Source organism: Ruegeria sp. YKSF131 (assembly GCF_059612645.1).
Genome location: NZ_JBXWQZ010000004.1, coordinates 109,423 through 126,407, shown reverse-complemented (window position 1 = coordinate 126,407; position 16,985 = coordinate 109,423). Strand labels below are relative to the sequence as shown.

General features: G+C 59.0%; 18 protein-coding genes. 7 read left to right on the top strand and 11 right to left on the bottom strand.

Features of this window, described 5'->3' with window-relative positions; all coding sequences use genetic code 11:
- Together AC2FLZ_RS03120 and bcoG are read right to left on the bottom strand one after the other, a co-directional pair.
- Positions 1–178, bottom strand: a 178-nt coding sequence (locus AC2FLZ_RS03120; protein ID WP_496881736.1) for a 3-hydroxyacyl-CoA dehydrogenase NAD-binding domain-containing protein, incomplete at its 3' end; no start/stop codon positions are given.
- 85 nt (positions 179–263) lie between these two features.
- Entirely contained in the window at positions 264–1,178 is a 915-nt protein-coding gene (gene bcoG, locus AC2FLZ_RS03115) for a 3-dehydrocarnitine:acetyl-CoA trimethylamine transferase BcoG (protein WP_496881733.1), read from the bottom strand.
- A gap of 133 nt (positions 1,179–1,311) precedes the next feature.
- Between bcoG and AC2FLZ_RS03110 the strand changes: the two genes are divergently transcribed.
- A complete protein-coding gene (locus AC2FLZ_RS03110) occupies positions 1,312–2,298 on the top strand; it encodes a GlxA family transcriptional regulator (RefSeq protein ID WP_480517314.1) in 987 nt (328 codons plus the stop codon).
- Between the two features lie 67 nt (positions 2,299–2,365).
- Here the strand turns inward: AC2FLZ_RS03110 and AC2FLZ_RS03105 are convergent, their stop codons facing one another.
- Genes AC2FLZ_RS03105 through AC2FLZ_RS03095 form a run of 3 tightly spaced genes read right to left on the bottom strand, consistent with a single transcriptional unit; the run spans position 2,366 to position 5,371 of the window.
- On the bottom strand, positions 2,366–3,412 hold the full coding sequence (locus AC2FLZ_RS03105; protein WP_496714812.1) for an aldo/keto reductase: 1,047 nt from the start codon (positions 3,410–3,412) through the stop codon (positions 2,366–2,368).
- 29 nt (positions 3,413–3,441) lie between these two features.
- On the bottom strand, positions 3,442–3,900 hold the full coding sequence (locus AC2FLZ_RS03100) for a DNA polymerase III subunit chi (protein WP_480621903.1): 459 nt from the start codon (positions 3,898–3,900) through the stop codon (positions 3,442–3,444).
- A 4-nt stretch (positions 3,901–3,904) separates the two neighbouring features.
- A complete protein-coding gene (locus AC2FLZ_RS03095; protein WP_496881732.1) occupies positions 3,905–5,371 on the bottom strand; it encodes a leucyl aminopeptidase in 1,467 nt (488 codons plus the stop codon).
- A 229-nt stretch (positions 5,372–5,600) separates the two neighbouring features.
- On the opposite strand from AC2FLZ_RS03095, the gene lptG reads away from it, so the two are divergent.
- The 5 genes from lptG to rsmA all read left to right on the top strand — a co-directional run bounded on the left by lptG (position 5,601) and on the right by rsmA (position 11,997).
- A complete protein-coding gene (gene lptG / locus AC2FLZ_RS03090; RefSeq protein ID WP_480621905.1) occupies positions 5,601–6,701 on the top strand; it encodes an LPS export ABC transporter permease LptG in 1,101 nt (366 codons plus the stop codon).
- Positions 6,701–8,863, top strand: a complete 2,163-nt coding sequence (locus AC2FLZ_RS03085; protein WP_496881731.1) for an LPS-assembly protein LptD — start codon at positions 6,701–6,703, stop codon at positions 8,861–8,863. The genes lptG and AC2FLZ_RS03085 overlap by 1 nt, the downstream gene beginning before the upstream one ends.
- A complete protein-coding gene (locus tag AC2FLZ_RS03080; RefSeq protein WP_496881730.1) occupies positions 8,854–10,107 on the top strand; it encodes a peptidylprolyl isomerase in 1,254 nt (417 codons plus the stop codon). The genes AC2FLZ_RS03085 and AC2FLZ_RS03080 overlap by 10 nt, the downstream gene beginning before the upstream one ends.
- Positions 10,104–11,069 carry a 4-hydroxythreonine-4-phosphate dehydrogenase PdxA gene (gene pdxA, locus AC2FLZ_RS03075; protein ID WP_480624482.1) on the top strand — a complete coding sequence of 322 codons (966 nt, stop codon included), beginning with the start codon at positions 10,104–10,106 and terminating at the stop codon, positions 11,067–11,069. The genes AC2FLZ_RS03080 and pdxA overlap by 4 nt, the downstream gene beginning before the upstream one ends.
- A gap of 85 nt (positions 11,070–11,154) precedes the next feature.
- Positions 11,155–11,997 (top strand): 16S rRNA (adenine(1518)-N(6)/adenine(1519)-N(6))-dimethyltransferase RsmA, encoded by an 843-nt coding sequence (gene rsmA / locus AC2FLZ_RS03070; RefSeq protein ID WP_480473190.1) that lies wholly within the window; start codon positions 11,155–11,157, stop codon positions 11,995–11,997.
- Positions 11,998–12,052: 55 nt separating this feature from the next.
- Here the strand turns inward: rsmA and AC2FLZ_RS03065 are convergent, their stop codons facing one another.
- From AC2FLZ_RS03065 to prfA, 3 genes are all read right to left on the bottom strand, one after another.
- On the bottom strand, positions 12,053–12,646 hold the full coding sequence (locus AC2FLZ_RS03065; RefSeq protein WP_480473192.1) for a DUF4167 domain-containing protein: 594 nt from the start codon (positions 12,644–12,646) through the stop codon (positions 12,053–12,055).
- A gap of 239 nt (positions 12,647–12,885) precedes the next feature.
- The gene (gene prmC / locus AC2FLZ_RS03060) at positions 12,886–13,731 is read right to left on the bottom strand and encodes a peptide chain release factor N(5)-glutamine methyltransferase (RefSeq protein ID WP_480517327.1); all 846 of its coding nucleotides are present in this window, start codon (positions 13,729–13,731) and stop codon (positions 12,886–12,888) included.
- Positions 13,728–14,783 carry a peptide chain release factor 1 gene (prfA, locus tag AC2FLZ_RS03055; RefSeq protein WP_496881735.1) on the bottom strand — a complete coding sequence of 352 codons (1,056 nt, stop codon included), beginning with the start codon at positions 14,781–14,783 and terminating at the stop codon, positions 13,728–13,730. Before prfA ends, prmC begins: the two co-directional genes overlap by 4 nt.
- 62 nt (positions 14,784–14,845) lie before the next feature.
- Between prfA and AC2FLZ_RS03050 the strand changes: the two genes are divergently transcribed.
- On the top strand, positions 14,846–15,136 hold the full coding sequence (locus AC2FLZ_RS03050) for a hypothetical protein (RefSeq protein ID WP_480473197.1): 291 nt from the start codon (positions 14,846–14,848) through the stop codon (positions 15,134–15,136).
- A 3-nt stretch (positions 15,137–15,139) separates the two neighbouring features.
- On the opposite strand, the gene AC2FLZ_RS03045 is transcribed toward AC2FLZ_RS03050, so the two are convergent.
- From AC2FLZ_RS03045 to speB, 3 genes are all read right to left on the bottom strand, one after another.
- On the bottom strand, positions 15,140–15,493 hold the full coding sequence (locus AC2FLZ_RS03045; protein ID WP_480553721.1) for a DUF6404 family protein: 354 nt from the start codon (positions 15,491–15,493) through the stop codon (positions 15,140–15,142).
- A 35-nt stretch (positions 15,494–15,528) separates the two neighbouring features.
- Positions 15,529–15,933 (bottom strand): DUF1499 domain-containing protein, encoded by a 405-nt coding sequence (locus AC2FLZ_RS03040; RefSeq protein WP_496881729.1) that lies wholly within the window; start codon positions 15,931–15,933, stop codon positions 15,529–15,531.
- Positions 15,934–15,999: 66 nt separating this feature from the next.
- Positions 16,000–16,947, bottom strand: coding sequence for an agmatinase (gene speB / locus AC2FLZ_RS03035; protein ID WP_480553722.1), 948 nt, complete (start codon positions 16,945–16,947; stop codon positions 16,000–16,002).
- Positions 16,948–16,985: the final 38 nt, after the last annotated feature.

Here is a 16,985-nt window from a genome sequence, read left to right as displayed (position 1 = left end):
ACGGAACGTCACTCAGCCCCGGCAAGGACCGTCTTGCGTTGTCCAACACCTCGCCAATCTTGCGTTCCGCCTCGGGATCAGGGTCAAACACCCGCACATCCCAGCCATTGAGCAGGAACCGCGCAGCCCATCCGCCGCCGATAACTCCGCCCCCAATAATTGCCGCCGTTTTCATGATTCCCCACCTACTGGCTGCTCATGTTTCATCTTTTTAGAAATACTCCGGGGGCTTGGGGGCTGGCCCCCAAAAACCTGCGTGTCCATTATTTTGCAACAGGTGCCTGCTTGGTCAGCCCCAGCTTCGCACGGACTTCGTCAGGGCCGATCACGCGCGCGCCCATATTCTCGATGATGGATCCTGCACGTTCCACCAGTTGCCAGTTCTCGGCCATTACGCCCTTATCCAGCCACAGGTTGTCCTCAAGCCCAACGCGCACATTGCCGCCCGCCAGAACCGAAGCCGCGACAAACGGCATCTCGTTCCGTCCCAGCGAAAACGCGCTGAAGGTCCAGTCATCCGGCACGTTGTTCACCATCGCCATAAAGGTATTCAGATCATCCGGCGCGCCCCACGGTACCCCCATGCACAGCTGGACCAGAGCGTTGGGTGCCAGAATCCCTTCCTTCACCAGTTGCTTTGCAAACCACAGGTGGCCAGTGTCAAAGGCTTCGATCTCGGGCTTGACACGCAGATCGGTCATCATCTTGCCCATGGCGCGCAATGCCCCGGGCGTATTCGTCATAACATAATCTGCCTCGGCAAAGTTCATTGTGCCGCAGTCCAGGGTGCAAATTTCGGGCAAACATTCTGCAATATGCGCCACGCGTTCCGATGCTCCGACCATGTCCGTGCCCGCGGCCACTGGAAACGGGTTTTCAACACCGCCGAACACGATATCGCCGCCCATCCCGGCCGTCAGATTCAATACGACGTCCACATCAGCGTCGCGGATGCGGTCCGTTACCTCGCGATACAGATCCAGCCGGCGGCTTGGCACGCCGGTCTCAGGGTCACGCACGTGGCAGTGAACCACTGCCGCCCCGGCCTTGGCGGCGGCAATCGCGCTGTCGGCGATCTGCCGCGGTGACCGCGGCACATGCGGACTGCGGTCCTGCGTTCCGCCCGAGCCGGTTACGGCACAGGTAATGAAGACTTCGCGGTTCATTTCCAGAGGCATGGTGTTTTCCCCAAGTTATACCCGGTTCTGCCTTGGGTTTTCCCCAGGCTTTTCCCCGGATTCCGATTTGCGTTCTGACCCGACTCTGGCGCAGCTTTGGCAAACCCACTTGGCAATATGCGAATCAAACTTGATGAAATCCGCAAAAAACATACTGCAACCGGAACACCGCGCCCTAAAAACTGCGGTGCTTGTACTGGACGAATGCAACACGCTCAGCTTTGCCTCTGCGGTGGACCCGATGCGGGCCGCGAACCGTCTGGCGGACCGCCCGGCCTTTGACTGGGACTATGTGACCGCGACGCCAGAACCCGCGGTGCTTACCAGTGCGTTGCAAGTGCCCGGTATCCCACTGGCCCGGTTGCAATCCTGCGACCTGATGATCGTGGTCGCCGGTTTCCAACTGGCCCGCCACGCCACCCCCAGCCTGCTGGCTGGTCTGCGGCGCATCGCGGGCACAGGCGCAACGATGGCAGGCATTGATGGCGGCCCGTGGCTCCTGGCCGAGGCCGGGCTACTGGATGGCCATCTGGCAACAACCCATTGGGAAGACCTCGAAAATTTTGCCACCCGGTTTCCCGAAGTTGATGTGCGCACTGATCGCTTCACCGTTTCCGGCAACCGCCTGACTTCGGGTGGCGCAATTCCGGCTGTAGAAATGATGCTGCACATCATCGCCGCCCGTCACGGCGCAAGTTTCGCCGCGCGCGTTGCAGGCCTGTTCCTTTACGATGGCGCTCCGGACCCCGGAAAACCGCAAAGCCGCACAGGCGCGCCACATCGCCACACAGCGCTGACGGCCAAGGCCAACTCGATGATGCAGGCGTCACTGGATGATCCCCTGCCGCTGGCCTTTATCGCAGACCGCCTGGGCACCAGCCCACGGACGCTGCAACAACAGTTCCGCCTCCGCCTGAACACCACGCCGCAGGACCACTATCTGCAACTGCGCCTGGCCGAGGCCCGCCGTCTGGTCACCGACACCGACATGCCATTGATGGATGTGGCACTCGCCACCGGCTTCGCCTCACAATCCAGCTTTGCCCGCGCTTTCCGCACCGCCCACGGTCAATCGGCCCGCGACCTGAGACACGAACGCGCGCATCCCACCCATCACTGACCGGATCCCCCTTCATCTGGCCAAAAATATCCCGGGGGCGTCGCCAAAGGCGACGGGGGCAGAGCCCCTAAAACGGCATCGGGTGCGCCCGATGCGCCCTGCCGATCTCGGCCAACACGTCCTTGGGTAACTCAAGATCCACGCCCGCCAGAATATGATCCAGCTGCGCGACGGTCGTGGCCCCGAAGATAGCCGACATCATGAAAGGGCGCGTCCGGCACCACGCCAGCGCCATATGCACCGGATCCAGACCATGCCGCGCGGCGATGTCCAGATAAGCTGCAACCGCCTCGAAAACACGACCGGATTTCCGGCCGCCCATCTCTGGCACAAATGACATACGCGATCCGTCGGGCACGCAGTCGTTTTGGTACTTTCCGGTTAAAAATCCTGCTGCCAAAGGGGAAAACGCCATCAGCCCAACATTTTCATGCACACTCAACTCACCCAGGTCGGTGTCGAAATGGCGGCATAGCAATGAATATTCGTTCTGCACAGATGCCACACGCGGCGCCCCCATCTGTTCGGCCAGCAGCAGCCATTGCGCGGTTCCCCAAGCGCTTTCATTCGACAGGCCAAAGGCACGGATATTGCCCTTGTCCACCTGAGCCTGCAGTGCCTCAAGGCATTCCTGCATGTTGCTCAGCACTTCGTCTGTGTTTTCGCCAGACGGCGCATAATCCCAATTCTGCCGAAACATATAGCTGCCCCGATTGGGCCAGTGGAACTGATAGAGGTCGATGTACCCGGTCTGCAATCGTCGCAAAGACCCCTCAATCGCTTCGGGTATGGTGCGGGCGGTGATCGGCGCACCATCACGGACAAAGGACAGCCCCGCGCCGGAATGCTTGGTCGCCAGAACATAATCACCCCGGCGGGTAGGATTGGCGGCATTCCAGTTTCCCAAAATCTCTTCGGTGCGCCCGATCGTTTCCTTCGCGACAGGGTTCACCGGGTACATTTCGGCCGCGTCGACAAAGTTGATCCCCGCGTCCAGCGCCATATCCATCTGCCGGTGCGCATCCCTTTCAGATGTTTGAGAGCCAAATGTCATCGTGCCAAGGCACAGATCACTCACCATAATTCCGGTACGGCCCAAAGGCTTCTTCTGCATCGTCGTATCTCCTGAAAATTGCGGGCCGGTCAGGCTTCGGCCTTTTTTTCCCACCGCCCGGACTCCTCCGACCAGTATTGTGCGGAACATCCGGCATCCGTCAGCGCTTTCCACTGCCCGCGCGCGTGTTGTACAGCCATGTCGTCATTGCCATCGAACAGGATACAAACCCGTTCCAGCGCGGCGACTTCTTCCGCCTCGACCACCGCGCCATCCACAGCCATGATACAGGTCGCGCCATTTCCCGCCACGGCGCTGGTGGTCAGCAGGATCGGCTGGTCCGCGTCATACGGACCGCCTGCGCGTCCATGGGGCAGGAACCTGTCCTCGGGTCCCAGCCACAGTTTTTCATCCAGCCAGTCCATCCGTGCAGTGTCAGTACCCCGCACGGCTATCCGCCACCCGGCTTGCCGCGCCTTGTCAAGCAGCGCAGGCAAGGTGTGCTCCAGCGGCTGGCGGGTCAGGTGGTAGAAATAGACAGCGCCCATATGCCTACTCGAAATTGTCCTGCACAAACCGGCTCAGTGCGCGCACACCCCAGCCGGTGGCGCCTTTGGGCGCGTAAGATGTCTCGTCGGCCACCGAGGCGACGCCCGCAATATCCAGGTGAATCCACGGCGTTTCCTCTTTCACGAAACGCTGCAGGAATTGCGCGGCGGTGACTGAACCCGCGGGACGACCGCCCACGTTTTTCATGTCGGCAATGCGCGATTTCAGCAACTTGTCATAGGCATCGCCCAATGGCATCCGCCAGGCGCCTTCATCCTCGGCCTTGGCTGATTTCAGGAAGGCATCGCAGAATGTGTCATTGTTCGAAAAGACACCAGCATTCTCATGGCCCAACCCGATAATGATCGCACCGGTCAAAGTTGCCAGATCGATCATGCCGACCGGCTTGAACCGTTCCTGCGCGTACCACATCACGTCACACAGAACCAGGCGGCCCTCGGCGTCGGTGTTGATAATCTCGACCGTATCACCTTTCATAGACCTGACCACATCACCCGGACGGGTGGCGTTACCCGAGGGCATATTCTCGACCAGACCAACCAGCCCCACGACATTGGCTTTTGCCTTGCGCTTGGCCAGCGCGCGCATGGTGCCCGCAACAACTCCGGCTCCGCCCATGTCCATGGTCATCTCTTCCATGCCAGCAGCTGGTTTGAGCGAGATACCACCCGTGTCGAACACTACGCCTTTTCCGACCAAAGCCAGGGGCGCGTCGTCCTTGGCCCCGCCATTCCACTGCATCACCACCACTTTCGAAGGGCTGTCCGAGCCCTGCCCGACGCTTAGCAATGTGCGCATTCCCAACTCGGCCAGCTTGTCTTCGTCCAGCACTTCGACCTCAAGACCCAGCTCCTGCATCTCAACCAGACGGTCCGCGAATTCGGTAGTGGTCAAAACATTTGCCGGTTCATTGGTCAGATCGCGCGTCATCCGAACGCCATCAGCAATTGCATAGAGAGGTGCAAAATCTGCCTCGATCTCTACAGGCTTTGCGTGGCTGATTGTCACTGTGCCAGCCTTCTGGCTTTCCTTGGTTTTATGCGCGTCGAATTCATAGCTGCGCAGAACAATCCCCAGTGCCAGATCCTCGGCCCGCGCCTGATTGCCCACCATCACCAGCATGTCCTTGCCGCCTGCCAGCTTAGCCAGCGCCGCACCTGCCTTACGGGCTTCGGCGGCCTCGGGGCGACGTGGCAGAACCAGAACATCCAGCGCCTCAGCCGCCATCCCTGTGGGCCATGCCATCGAGATGACATCACCTGTCTTGGACTTTCTGAAACTCTCGCTTTCAACAAGCCGCGCCAACCCGCCCTTCGTCAGACGGTTTGCCCGGCGGGCTGCCGGGCTCATCTTACCGTCATCCGGAATGATGATGGCGACGCGCCCTCCGGCCTGCGCCATAACCTCCAGGTCAAACTCCTGAAAACGGATCGGTATCAGACTGCTCATTGTACTCTCCTCGAATTCTGTTCCCCAAGACCTAGCCCGCAGGGCACGCGTTGACCAGATAGCAGTTTTCCCCGCCTTTCAATTGCATTAAGGTCCCGAAAAAATGACCGGCAGGTTCGGGGGAGAAAGACGTGGTACGAGAGGGCAGGCATACGCCGTCGCGCACAGCATTGCGCAGGCGCGATATCGGCCTGAACCCTCGCACTACAGGCACTGCGGGGTCGTGCCTATGATCCTGGACCGTTATTTCGCTCGCCGGTTCCTGCAAAGCTTCATGGTCATCGGAGGTATTTTCCTGACCCTGATGATTCTCATCGATCTGATCGAACAGATTCGCCGCTTTGACGATTTCGACCTGTCATTTGCCCAGTTGCTGCACCTTACGCTCCTGAATACACCAGCCGCCATCAGCGAAATGCTGCCTCTGCTGGTTATCCTGTCCACCATCGCCTTGTTCGTCGGGCTGGCACGCACATCAGAACTTGTGGTGACCCGTGCAACTGGCCGCTCGGGCATCCGCGCTTTGGTCGCCCCTGTCCTGTTGTCGCTAATCATCGGCGCGCTGGCCGTTGCATTGTTGAACCCCATCGCAGCGGCCACATCCGAAGAGTTCCGCCGCCTGTCGGATTCATACCGAAACAACGGCAGTTCGGCCCTTTCGATCAGCAGCGAGGGCCTGTGGCTGCGCCAGTCCGCCGAAAACGGACAGGCCGTTATCCACGCCCGGTCAACGTCGAACCAAGACAAGCTGCGGCTGGACGGTGTAACCGTCATCACCTTTGGGCGGGATGGCAAACCGACCCAGCAGATCGTTGCAAACCGGGCCGAGTTGGAAGATAGGAACTGGGTTCTGTATCAGGCAAAAACCTGGGCCTTGCAGGATGGGCAAAACCCCGAATCCAATTCAGTTGTACACGAGCGTCTGGAGCTGCCGACCTCGCTGACCCGACAGCGGATCATGGACACTTTGGGACAACAGGATTCGGTTTCGGTTTATGACCTGCCCCAGTTGATCAGCGACCTGCGCGAGGCGGGATTTTCGACCAAACAATATGAGGTCTGGCTGCAAGTTCAGCTTGCCCGGCCTTTGTTTCTGATCTCGATGGTTCTGATCGGGGCCGCGTTCACCATGCGCCACGTTCGGTTCGGCGGCACAGGGATCGCCGTCCTGACAGCCGTCCTGCTTGGATTTGCCATCTATTTCGTGCGCAATTTTGCGCAAATCCTCGGGGAAAACGGACAATTGCCCATCTATATCGCTGCCTGGGCACCGCCCTTTGCCGCAATTCTGTTGTCTCTTGGTCTGCTTCTGCATGCGGAGGACGGCTGATGCGGCATATTATTCATGTGTTGCTTACCAGTGCGCTCGCTTTGTCCGTCCCGGCGGGACTTGCAGCACAGACCTCTCAAGGTCAACCACAGCCACAGGGCACACAAGCGCAGCAAGAGCCCGCCTTGCTGGTGGCCGACAAGGTTTTCATCACGCCTGAACGTAAACTTGTGGCAGAAGGCAATGTCGAAGCCTTTCAGGGCGACACCAAATTGTCCGCTCATCGCATCACTTATGACCGCGAGACCGGCGAGCTGATACTGGAAGGCCCCATTCGTATCGATCAGGGTGGCCAGACCACGCTACTGGCGGATTCAGGGCAACTGGACAGCGGAATTCAGAACGGACTGCTGATCGGCGCACGCATGGTGTTCGAACAGCAGGTACAGATCGCCTCGGTTCAGGCGAAACGGACCGCAGGTCGCTATACGCAATTCAGCAAGGTTTCGGCCACATCTTGTCATGTCTGCACCGACGGCAGGCCGCCTCTGTGGCAGATCAGGGCGCGCAAAGTCACGCATGATCAACTGGAACGGCAACTATATTTCGAAGGCGCTCAGCTTCGGGTGCTGGATTATCCGGTATTCTACTTTCCCTATCTGCGCTTGCCCGACCCAACGCTAGAGAGGGCAACCGGATTTCTGGTTCCTTCGATCCGCAGCACGTCGCAATTGGGCACTGGAGTTCAGGTCCCTTATTTCTTTAAACTTGGCGATCACAAGGACCTGACACTTACTCCTTACGTCTCAGCCAAGACGACAACGCTGGGATACCGCTATCGTCAGGCTTTCGTGAACGGACGCATTCAGGTGGAAGGCGCTTATACACGGGATGATGTGCAACCCGATCAGGATCGCGGCTACCTTTTTGCCACCGGCTGGTTCAATCTGAAGAACGATTTTCGTCTGACCTTCAATCTGGAAACCACATCCGACGATGCCTACCTGGCCGACTATGGCTTGCCGGATCTGGACCGTTTGCGCAGTGAAATCGCGCTGGAGAGGATCAAGCGCGACAGCGCGTTCAAAACCAGCCTGATCTATTACAAAACACTGCGGGACAGCGAAAATCAGGACGAGATCCCGTCCCGCGTCTTCGATCTCAACTATGAAAAACGCTATTTTCCCAACACACTGGGTGGCGAGGTTCGGCTGGCTTTCATCGGCCACGCGCACGAACGTACCAGCAACACAGATGTTGTTGGCCGGGATATTGCACGGGCCACCTTCGACGCCGAATGGTTGCGCAGCTGGACGTTCGCGTCGGGGCTGCGGGTCGATACGACGCTAGGGGCGTCGGTTGACACTTTCAACGTCCGCCACGACAGCAACTATCCAGACAACGTGACCCGATCTACACCGCGTGCGGCTTTGACACTCCGTTATCCAATGACACGGCGCGAGGAGTCGGGGGCAGTTCAGTTCCTCGAACCGATCGCACAGTTTGGATGGACACATGTGTCGGACACCGATGTACCGAATGATGAAAGTACCTTTCAGGAATTCGATCAGGGCAACCTTCTGTCCCTGTCGCGTTTCCCGGCTGAAGATCAGCGCGAGAACAGCGCCACCGGCGTGGTTGGCCTGAACTGGGCTCGGTATAGCGCGGGTGGCTGGCAGGCTCAGGCGACCGTGGGTCAGGTGTTTCGTGCTGACGCCGATCCGAATTTCACGCTGACATCTGGGTTGCAGGGCACATCGTCGGATTTGCTGGTGGCCGGGCAGATCAGCACGGCCAATGGCTGGTCACTTGCCGGGCGTGGTCTGATCGACGGGGATTTCAGCTTTGTCAAAGCCGAGCTGCGCGGCGCTTGGGCATCCGAATATGCCGGCCTGTCTGGCAGCTATATCTGGCAGGAACCGGACCCGGCGGAAAACATCACCGAAGAAATCTCGGAAATTCTGCTGCTCGGGCGTTACCAGGTCGATCAGAACTGGCTGACAAATGCCCTGGCGCGCTACGATCTGGCCGAGTCGGAACCGATCCGGCTGGGTCTGGGCGTGACCTACCAGAACGAATGTGTTCAGGTTAACATGTCCGTAAGTCGGCGCTTTACTTCAACATCCACTATTGAGCCTTCGACAGAATTCGGCTTTACCCTTTCTCTGACAGGGTACGCCCTTGAAGGCGGTGGCAAGACATACAAGAGAACATGCAGTTGATATTAGGTTTCTCCAGGTTTCTCGGTTCCGGTTGGCTTAAGCCGGTCACACCGGCACTAGTTGCCGCAGTTTTTGCAATCGCGCCTCTTCAGGGCGGCGCGCAAAGCCTGTTCTCACCCGCGATCCGCGTCAATCAGGACATTGTCACCTGGTATGAGCTTGAACAGCGCTTGCAATTCCTGAATGTTCTGGGCCTGCCCGGTGGTAGCGAAGCTGACGTCAGGGATGCCTTGATTGATGAAAAACTGCGCAGGCAGGTCATGCGTGACGCCGGCGTGCAAGCGACGCCCGAGGCCGTTCAACTGGGCATCGACGAATTCGCCTCGCGCGGACAATTGTCATCCGAACAATTCCTAAAACTTCTCGGCGACTCGGGCGTCGACCCGGAAACGGTCCGGGATTATGTCGCCGATCAACTGGCATGGCGCGACTATATCAGTTCGCGCTATCTGTCGCAGGCCCGCCCGACCGAGGATGAGATCGATCGCGCTCTGGGCCAGACGGGCGGTGGCGGATTGCAGGTCCTGCTGTCCGAAATCATCATCCCGGTAAACCCGCAAACGGTTGCCCAGACCGAGCTGTTGGCCGAAGAAATCTCGCGGCTGGAAGGGCAAGACGCTTTTTCTGCCGCCGCGGCTCAGTATTCCGCAGCCGCAACACGGGGTCAGGGTGGACGTCTGGACTGGTTGAATATCTCGAACCTGCCCCCGGCGCTTCAACCTGTCATCCTGGGGCTTCAGACCGGTGAGATTACCGACCCGATCACCTTGCCGAACGCTGTTGCCCTGTTTCAGATGCGTGGCTTGCGCGAAGTCGCAACCGGCGCTCCGCGCATTTCAAAGTTGGATTATGCCGCCTATTACCTGCCAGGCGGGCGCAGCGCCGAAACCCTTTCGCGGGCCGCGAAGCTGAAAGAAGAAATCGACACTTGTGATGATCTCTATGGCATTGCCAAGGATCAGCCCGCCGAAGTTCTGGACCGGGTCGAAGCCGCGCCTTCCGAGGTGCCCGGTGATATTGCCGTAGAATTGGCCAAGCTGGACCGGAACGAAGCATCGGCGAATCTGACTCGCAACAATGGTCAGACGCTTGTGTTCCTGATGCTGTGCAACCGCACGCGGGATCTGGGCGAAGACACCTCTCGGGGCGATGTCGCCAATGCGCTGGCGCAGCAACGTCTTCAGGCCTTTGCGGCCAGTCTGGTGGAACAGCTGCGGGCTGACGCTGTCATTACTCAGGAATGACACGCACCGTCGCGCTCAGCTGCGGCGAACCGGCCGGTATCGGCCCGGAAATCGCGGCCAAGGCGTGGGCTGAACTGCGCGATGCCTGCCCGTTTTTCTATATCGGGGACGCCAGCCACCTGCCCGCAGGCACTCCGGTTGCCAAAATCGAACATCCCAGTCAGGTCGCTGAAATCTGTGATCGGGCCCTGCCCGTTCTTCAGATGGACTTTCCCGCCCCTAACGTATTCGGCCAGCCAAACCCGGCCAACGCGCCGTCGGTGGTTGATGCCATCGAAACCGGCGCCGAACTGGTACAGACCGGTGAGGCCGCAGCGCTTTGCACTGCACCGATCAACAAGAAAGCCCTGATCGACGGCGCAGGCTTCACCTTTCCTGGCCATACCGAGTTTCTGGCAGCCCTTTCCGGAACCCGTCGGGTTGTCATGATGCTGGCCAGCGAGAGGTTGCGCGTCGTTCCCGCGACAATTCACATTCCATTGTCACAGGTTCCCGCGGCACTTACCCCTGATCTTCTGCGCGAGACGATTGAAATCACTGTACGCGGTTTGCGTGATCAGTTCGGGCTCACACATCCCCGCATCGCAGTTGCAGGTCTGAACCCACATGCAGGTGAAGGCGGCAAGATGGGCACAGAGGAACTCGACTGGATTGCTCCGATGCTGGCTGATCTGAACCCAGAGGGCGCAACCATCACCGGCCCCCATCCTGCGGATACTCTGTTTCACGCCGCTGCCCGCACCCGCTATGACGCCGCCATCGCCATGTATCATGATCAGGCTCTGATCCCGATCAAGACGCTGGATTTCGACCGGGGCGTGAATGTCACCCTTGGCTTGCCTTTCATCCGCACCTCACCCGACCACGGAACAGCACTGGACATCGCGGGGAAAGGCATCGCCACCCCCTCCAGCCTGATCGAAGCCCTGAAACTTGCCCGGCGCATGGTAAAAAGCTCTTGATCCTTCACCTGGCTGAAAATATCCCCGCCGGAGGCACAAAAATCTCGGGCGCAGCCCCTTTCACAGGCGCCAAGGTATTCCGATCATGAGCGCTATAGACACGCTTCCCCCTCTGCGCGAGGTCATCGCAACCCACCAGCTTTCAGCGCGCAAATCGCTGGGGCAGAACTTTCTGCTGGATCTGAACCTGACCGCTAAGATCGCCCGACAGGCTGGCGATTTGTCAGAATGCGATGTGCTTGAAATCGGCCCCGGTCCCGGTGGGTTGACGCGGGGCCTGCTGTCCGAAGGCGCGCGCAAGGTCGTGGCCGTTGAAAAAGACACCCGGTGCATTGCCGCCCTGAACGACATCGCGGCTGCGTATCCGGGGCGGCTTGAGGTGATCAACGGCGACGCCCTGGAAATAAACCCGCTTGAATACCTGTCACCGCCAATCCGCGTCGCAGCCAACCTGCCCTACAATGTCGGCACCGAGCTGCTGGTGCGTTGGCTGACACCGCCCGAATGGCCCCCATTCTGGCAGAGCCTGACGCTGATGTTCCAACGCGAAGTGGCCGAGCGTATCGTCGCCCAACCCGGCAGCAAGGCCTATGGACGCCTTGCCATCCTCGCTCAATGGCGGGCAGAGGCTCGTATCGCCATGTCGCTTCCCCCCGGGGCCTTCACCCCGCCGCCCAAGGTTTCAAGCGCCGTGGTCCACCTGACCGCCCTGCCCGAACCACGCTTTCCCGCCGATGCCGCCACCCTGTCACGTATCGTGGCCGCCGCCTTCAACCAACGTCGCAAGATGCTGCGCGCCTCACTCAAAGGCATTGCCCCGGATATCGAAGACCGTCTGCTGGCTGCTGGTATCAAGCCCACGGACCGTGCCGAACAAATCCCGCTTGAAGCGTTCTGCGCTTTGGCGCGCGAAGTTAAGAAAACCTGATCAAACAAAAAAGCCCCGAGTTTGACCTCGGGGCTTGGTTCATTGGGCGTCAGCTTTACTCAGCCGCCTCTGGAGCATCCCCGGTGTTGGCGGGTGCTTCCTCTTTTGCCTCGGGTGCAGCTTTGGGCTTCCGCGTGCGCGGCTTACGCGCGGGTTTTTCTTTGAGCGGTGCCTCTTCCGGTGCCTCAGCTACCGGGGTTTCTTTGTTTTCTGGTGTTTCTACCAAGCCGCTATCGGGCTCTGAAACTTGCTGAGACAGGTCCATCAAATCAGGCTGCGGTGCTTCGGCCGGATCAGCCTGACGGGTCGCTTCGCGTTCCTGACGTTCGGCACGTTCACGATCGCGCTCAGCCTGGCGTTCGCGGTTCTGGCGCTCCTGCTCTTCACGGCGCGCATCCATTTCGCGCTGCGCTTCGCTCAGCATCCGCAGATAATGTTCCGCGTGTTGCTGGAAGTTTTCTGCCGCCACGCGGTCATTCGACAGCTGAGCGTCACGTGCCAACTGGTTGTACTTGTCAATAATCTGCTGCGGCGTGCCACGAACCTTGCCTTCGGGACCCGAGCTGTCAAAAACCCGGTTTACGACGTTGCCGCCAGAAGGACGATTGCGGTTATTCTTGGCCCGCGAACGGGGTTTGGAAGATCTCATCTTACTTTACGTCAGCCTTATCAATGCGCTGTCGCTCAACCCGTGTTTTGCACTGCTCTAAGGCGTTTGCCGTGACGGGAAGTCGACTTTTTGGGCTTGGCGTCAGGGGTGCGCTGCAACAGCGTCAACCTCGCCGACTAATCCTGAGTAAACATGTCCTGACGGCGCAGACAAGAGGAATCTCGAGTTTTCACAAGCTTTTTTGTTCGGGTTGGCGTTTTTTGCCGCAAACCCGCCACTCAACCCGGCATTCTTGCGCCGACAACGCGGTCGCGACCGTCCAGATCAGGGATAATCCGAACATCCACCAACCCGGCAGCGTCGAACAGGGCTGATACTTTTGCCGCCTGCGTCTGACCGATTTCGACAAGAATTCGCCCGCCCGGCAACAGAAAATCCGGGGTCGCAGCCGCGATCCGACGATACGCTCCCAACCCGTCCCCCTCATCCGTCAGAGCCATGCGCGGCTCATGCTCGCGCACTTCGGGCGACAGCTCTTCCATCTCAGACACTGAGATATACGGAGGGTTGGAAACAATCAGGTCGAATTGACCATTAATGTCTTCAAACCAGTTTGATCGAAGAATCTCAATCCGCGCCTCTACCTGATGCTGAACCGCATTGGCACTGGCTTGCAGGCAGGCGGCTTCGCTCAGATCGACACCCACGCCCGTGGAACTGCTGCGTTCGGCCAGAAGGGTTATCAGGATACACCCCGAGCCCAGCCCCAGGTCGAGGACATGATCAAATGGTTCGCTCAACGCCGCTTCGATAAGGGTTTCTGTTTCCGGGCGCGGATCAAGGACATCCCGGCTGACGCGAAACCTGCGGCCATAAAACTCCCGCTCACCTAACAGATGCGACACCGGAACCCGAACGGCACGCAAGGAGATCAGCTGGTCATAACGCTCGGCGATTTCGGGCTGCAATTCTTCCGGGGCAATCAGTGTCACCCGGCTGGCTTCAATCCGTGCAGCGTGGGCCAGCAACAGACGCGCGTCGCGCGCCGGATCGTCCACACCGGCCGCACGCAGGCGCGCTGTCGCTGCTACCATGGCCTGTGCCGCTGTTTGCAGACCCGTCATTGTGCCATCTCGGCCATCAGCCGGGCCTGATCGTCTGCCGTCAGCGCATCAATCACCTCGTCCAGATCGCCCTGCATCACCTGATCCAGCTTATATAGCGTCAGGTTGATCCGATGGTCGGTCATGCGCCCCTGCGGGAAGTTATAAGTACGAATGCGTTCCGAGCGATCCCCCGAGCCCACCTGACTGGCGCGATCTGCCGAGCGTTCGCTGTCAATCCGCTGCCGTTCCAGATCATATAAGCGCGTCTTCAGAACCTGCATGGCGATCTCGCGGTTGCGATGCTGGGACTTCTCGGAACTCGTCACCACCAATCCCGTCGGAAGATGCGTGATCCGCACTGCCGAGTCGGTCGTGTTCACGTGCTGTCCGCCCGCGCCCGAGCTTCGCATCGTATCGATTCGGATATCATTGGCGTCTATCTGGATGTCTACATCCTCGGCCTCGGGCAGAACCGCCACTGTCGCCGCCGAGGTGTGAATGCGCCCCCCGCTTTCGGTTTCGGGCACGCGTTGCACCCGATGGACGCCGGATTCGTACTTCAGGCGCGCAAAGACATTGTCGCCTTTGATATGGGCGACCACTTCCTTGATGCCGCCCAGATCCGAGGCCTGTTCTTCGATAATCTCGAATTTCCAGCCACGCGCCTCGGCGTAACGCTGATACATGCGCAACAGGTCGCTTGCGAACAAAGCGGCCTCGTCCCCGCCGGTGCCGGGGCGGATTTCCAGCATCGCCGGACGGGCATCCGCCGCGTCCTTTGGCAACAATGCCAGTTGGAGCGCGATTTCCGCCTTGGGGATGCGGGCCTGCAACTCGGGGATCTCCTCCTCGGCAAGCTCTTTCATGTCCGGGTCAGTCAGCATCGCCTGCGCCTCGGCCAGATCTCCCACCAGCTGTCGCCAGGCCATGATCTGATCGACGACAGGCTTGAGGTCGGAATATTCTTTGGCCAGCGCCGCTATGTCACCACCCGACGCGCCATCGGCCATGGCTGCCTCGAGGTACTGGAAACGCTGGGTGATCTGTTCAAGACGTTCTTCGGGGATCATCCCGGCGGTGTCTCTCATCCGGGGGCTTTGGTCAAGGGCAACGTCATGCTAAGCTTGCGGCCATGAAACGGGTTTTAATTACTCTGCTGCTGACAACGACGCCTGCATTCGCCGATTACATCGGCCCTGATGGCAAGACGCGGGATTGTTATTGCACTGACACATCCGGGTCTCGCATCGAACTGGGTGAGATGATCTGCCTCCAGGTCGACGGACGCATGTTCACGGCGCAATGCCAGATGTCCCTGAACGTTCCCATGTGGCGTGAGGTTCAGGAGGGGTGTTTGTCGTCTGGGTTACACTCGGACTGGCCAAATTTGGATACACCGCCAGATGGTGACAACGCTCTCTGAGCGCTACAAGTCTTCCCACTTGCTCAAATTGTATGCCCTGCGTTGGAACAGTCTGAGTGCGACTGTTAGCAAAGTAAGTGGTACGGCGGCCAACGCTGCAAAGCCAAATATATTGGGAAGGCAAAAGTTCTCACCAAGTATGACAGTTACCCCGGCCTGAACCGAAGCAATTATCAAGGTCAGCAAGACAAACACAGCAACATTGGTTAACGGCGATGCCCAATACAGAAAGGGTCTTGGTTCAAAGCCAAGTGCTTTCAATCGTTCAAGATCAGAATCAATTCTTATGTGCTGCTTAATACCGGCCTGCTCAATTTCAGCCAATGCATTATGGAACTTTTGTTCATAGTCATTCATACGTCCAATTTAGGAACTTTCCCCTTGATTTCAATCTATTGAAGTGCAGTCAACCACCCATCGACTCGCGCTCTGTTAACCCCGAAATCCTTGCGGCCAAATCGCAGGCGCCCATGAATGCGCAGGGTGTCACCATCCTGCTGAACCGTGGTGTAGTCGGGAAAGCCGATCCATTTCGTGCGGGTGATATAGGTGATCATACCCTCACTGACCGAACCTGCCAAAACCGTGGTGCGCGACGTGGCTTGGGCAATCTCGTCAAGACGCTGCAACCCGTCGAAGCCGATTTCGACAACGCGCACCACACCACCGGGCAAATCCTGATTTTCGGTTGCAACAAAAGCAACGTGCCACCGCGTAGGGTCGGACGGTGCCAGGCGGACATAGCCGCCCGCCCCAACCACAAGCGCAATCACTGCCCCCAAAGCCACCTTTTTCATCCCGTTCTATCCTTTTTGGTGAACCCTAAGCGGAACAAAACCGGCGGCAAGACATTCCACCGCGTCTTACCGCGACGTCACACCCGGCAGGATACACAGCATCTCGTAGATCAGGTTGGCTGCTGTCAGTGCAGTGTTGCCCGATGGATCATAAGGGGGTGAAACCTCAACCAGATCACATCCCACCACGTTTACCCCATGCAGGGCATGGATCAGTTGCAGCGCTTGCGGTGTCGTCAGACCTGCGATTTCCGGCGTGCCGGTGCCCGGAGCAAACGCGGGATCAAGGCTGTCGATGTCATACGAGATGTAAACCGGGTGGTCCCCGATGATCTTGCGAACCTGCGATCCGATCTGGGTCAGGTTCTGCTGCCACAGCTCCCAGGCCGGGAACTGGCGGAAGCCCCAGTCCTTGGCTTCGGTGAAGTCCGAAGCGGCATAGCCCGAGCCCCGAATGCCGATCTGGAACGTCTTGTCGGGAACAATCAGCCCCTCTTCATAGGCGCGGCGGAAGACGGTACCGTGGGTTTCACGCTCACCGAACATCTCGTCATTCACATCGGCATGGGCGTCCACATGCACCAGCGCCACGGGCCCGTGTTTTGCCTTGATGGCTCGCAGGATCGGCAGGGTGATCGAATGATCGCCCCCCATGGCCACCGGGATCACGCCTTTCGCCAATATGGCGTCATAGCTTTCCTTGATGATCCTGAGGCTGTCTGCCAGCGAGAAGGTGTTGATCGCCAGATCCCCAATATCGGCTATCTGCAAACTGTCGAACGGGGCCGCTCTGGTGGCCATGTTATAGGGCCGGATCATCGCGCTTTCGCCGCGGATTTGCTTGGGGCCAAAGCGCGTGCCCGACCGCCACGACGTGCCGATATCCATCGGCACCCCCAGCACCGCCACATCCAGCCCCTCAAGCGAGGAGGCCTGCGGCAGGCGCATGAATGTGTTCGGCCCGGAAAACCGAGCCAGATCATTCCCGCTAATTGGTCGGTTGAATTCGGTCATGCGCGTAATAGCCCCGCCCCTGTTCGTCTTGTGATCCA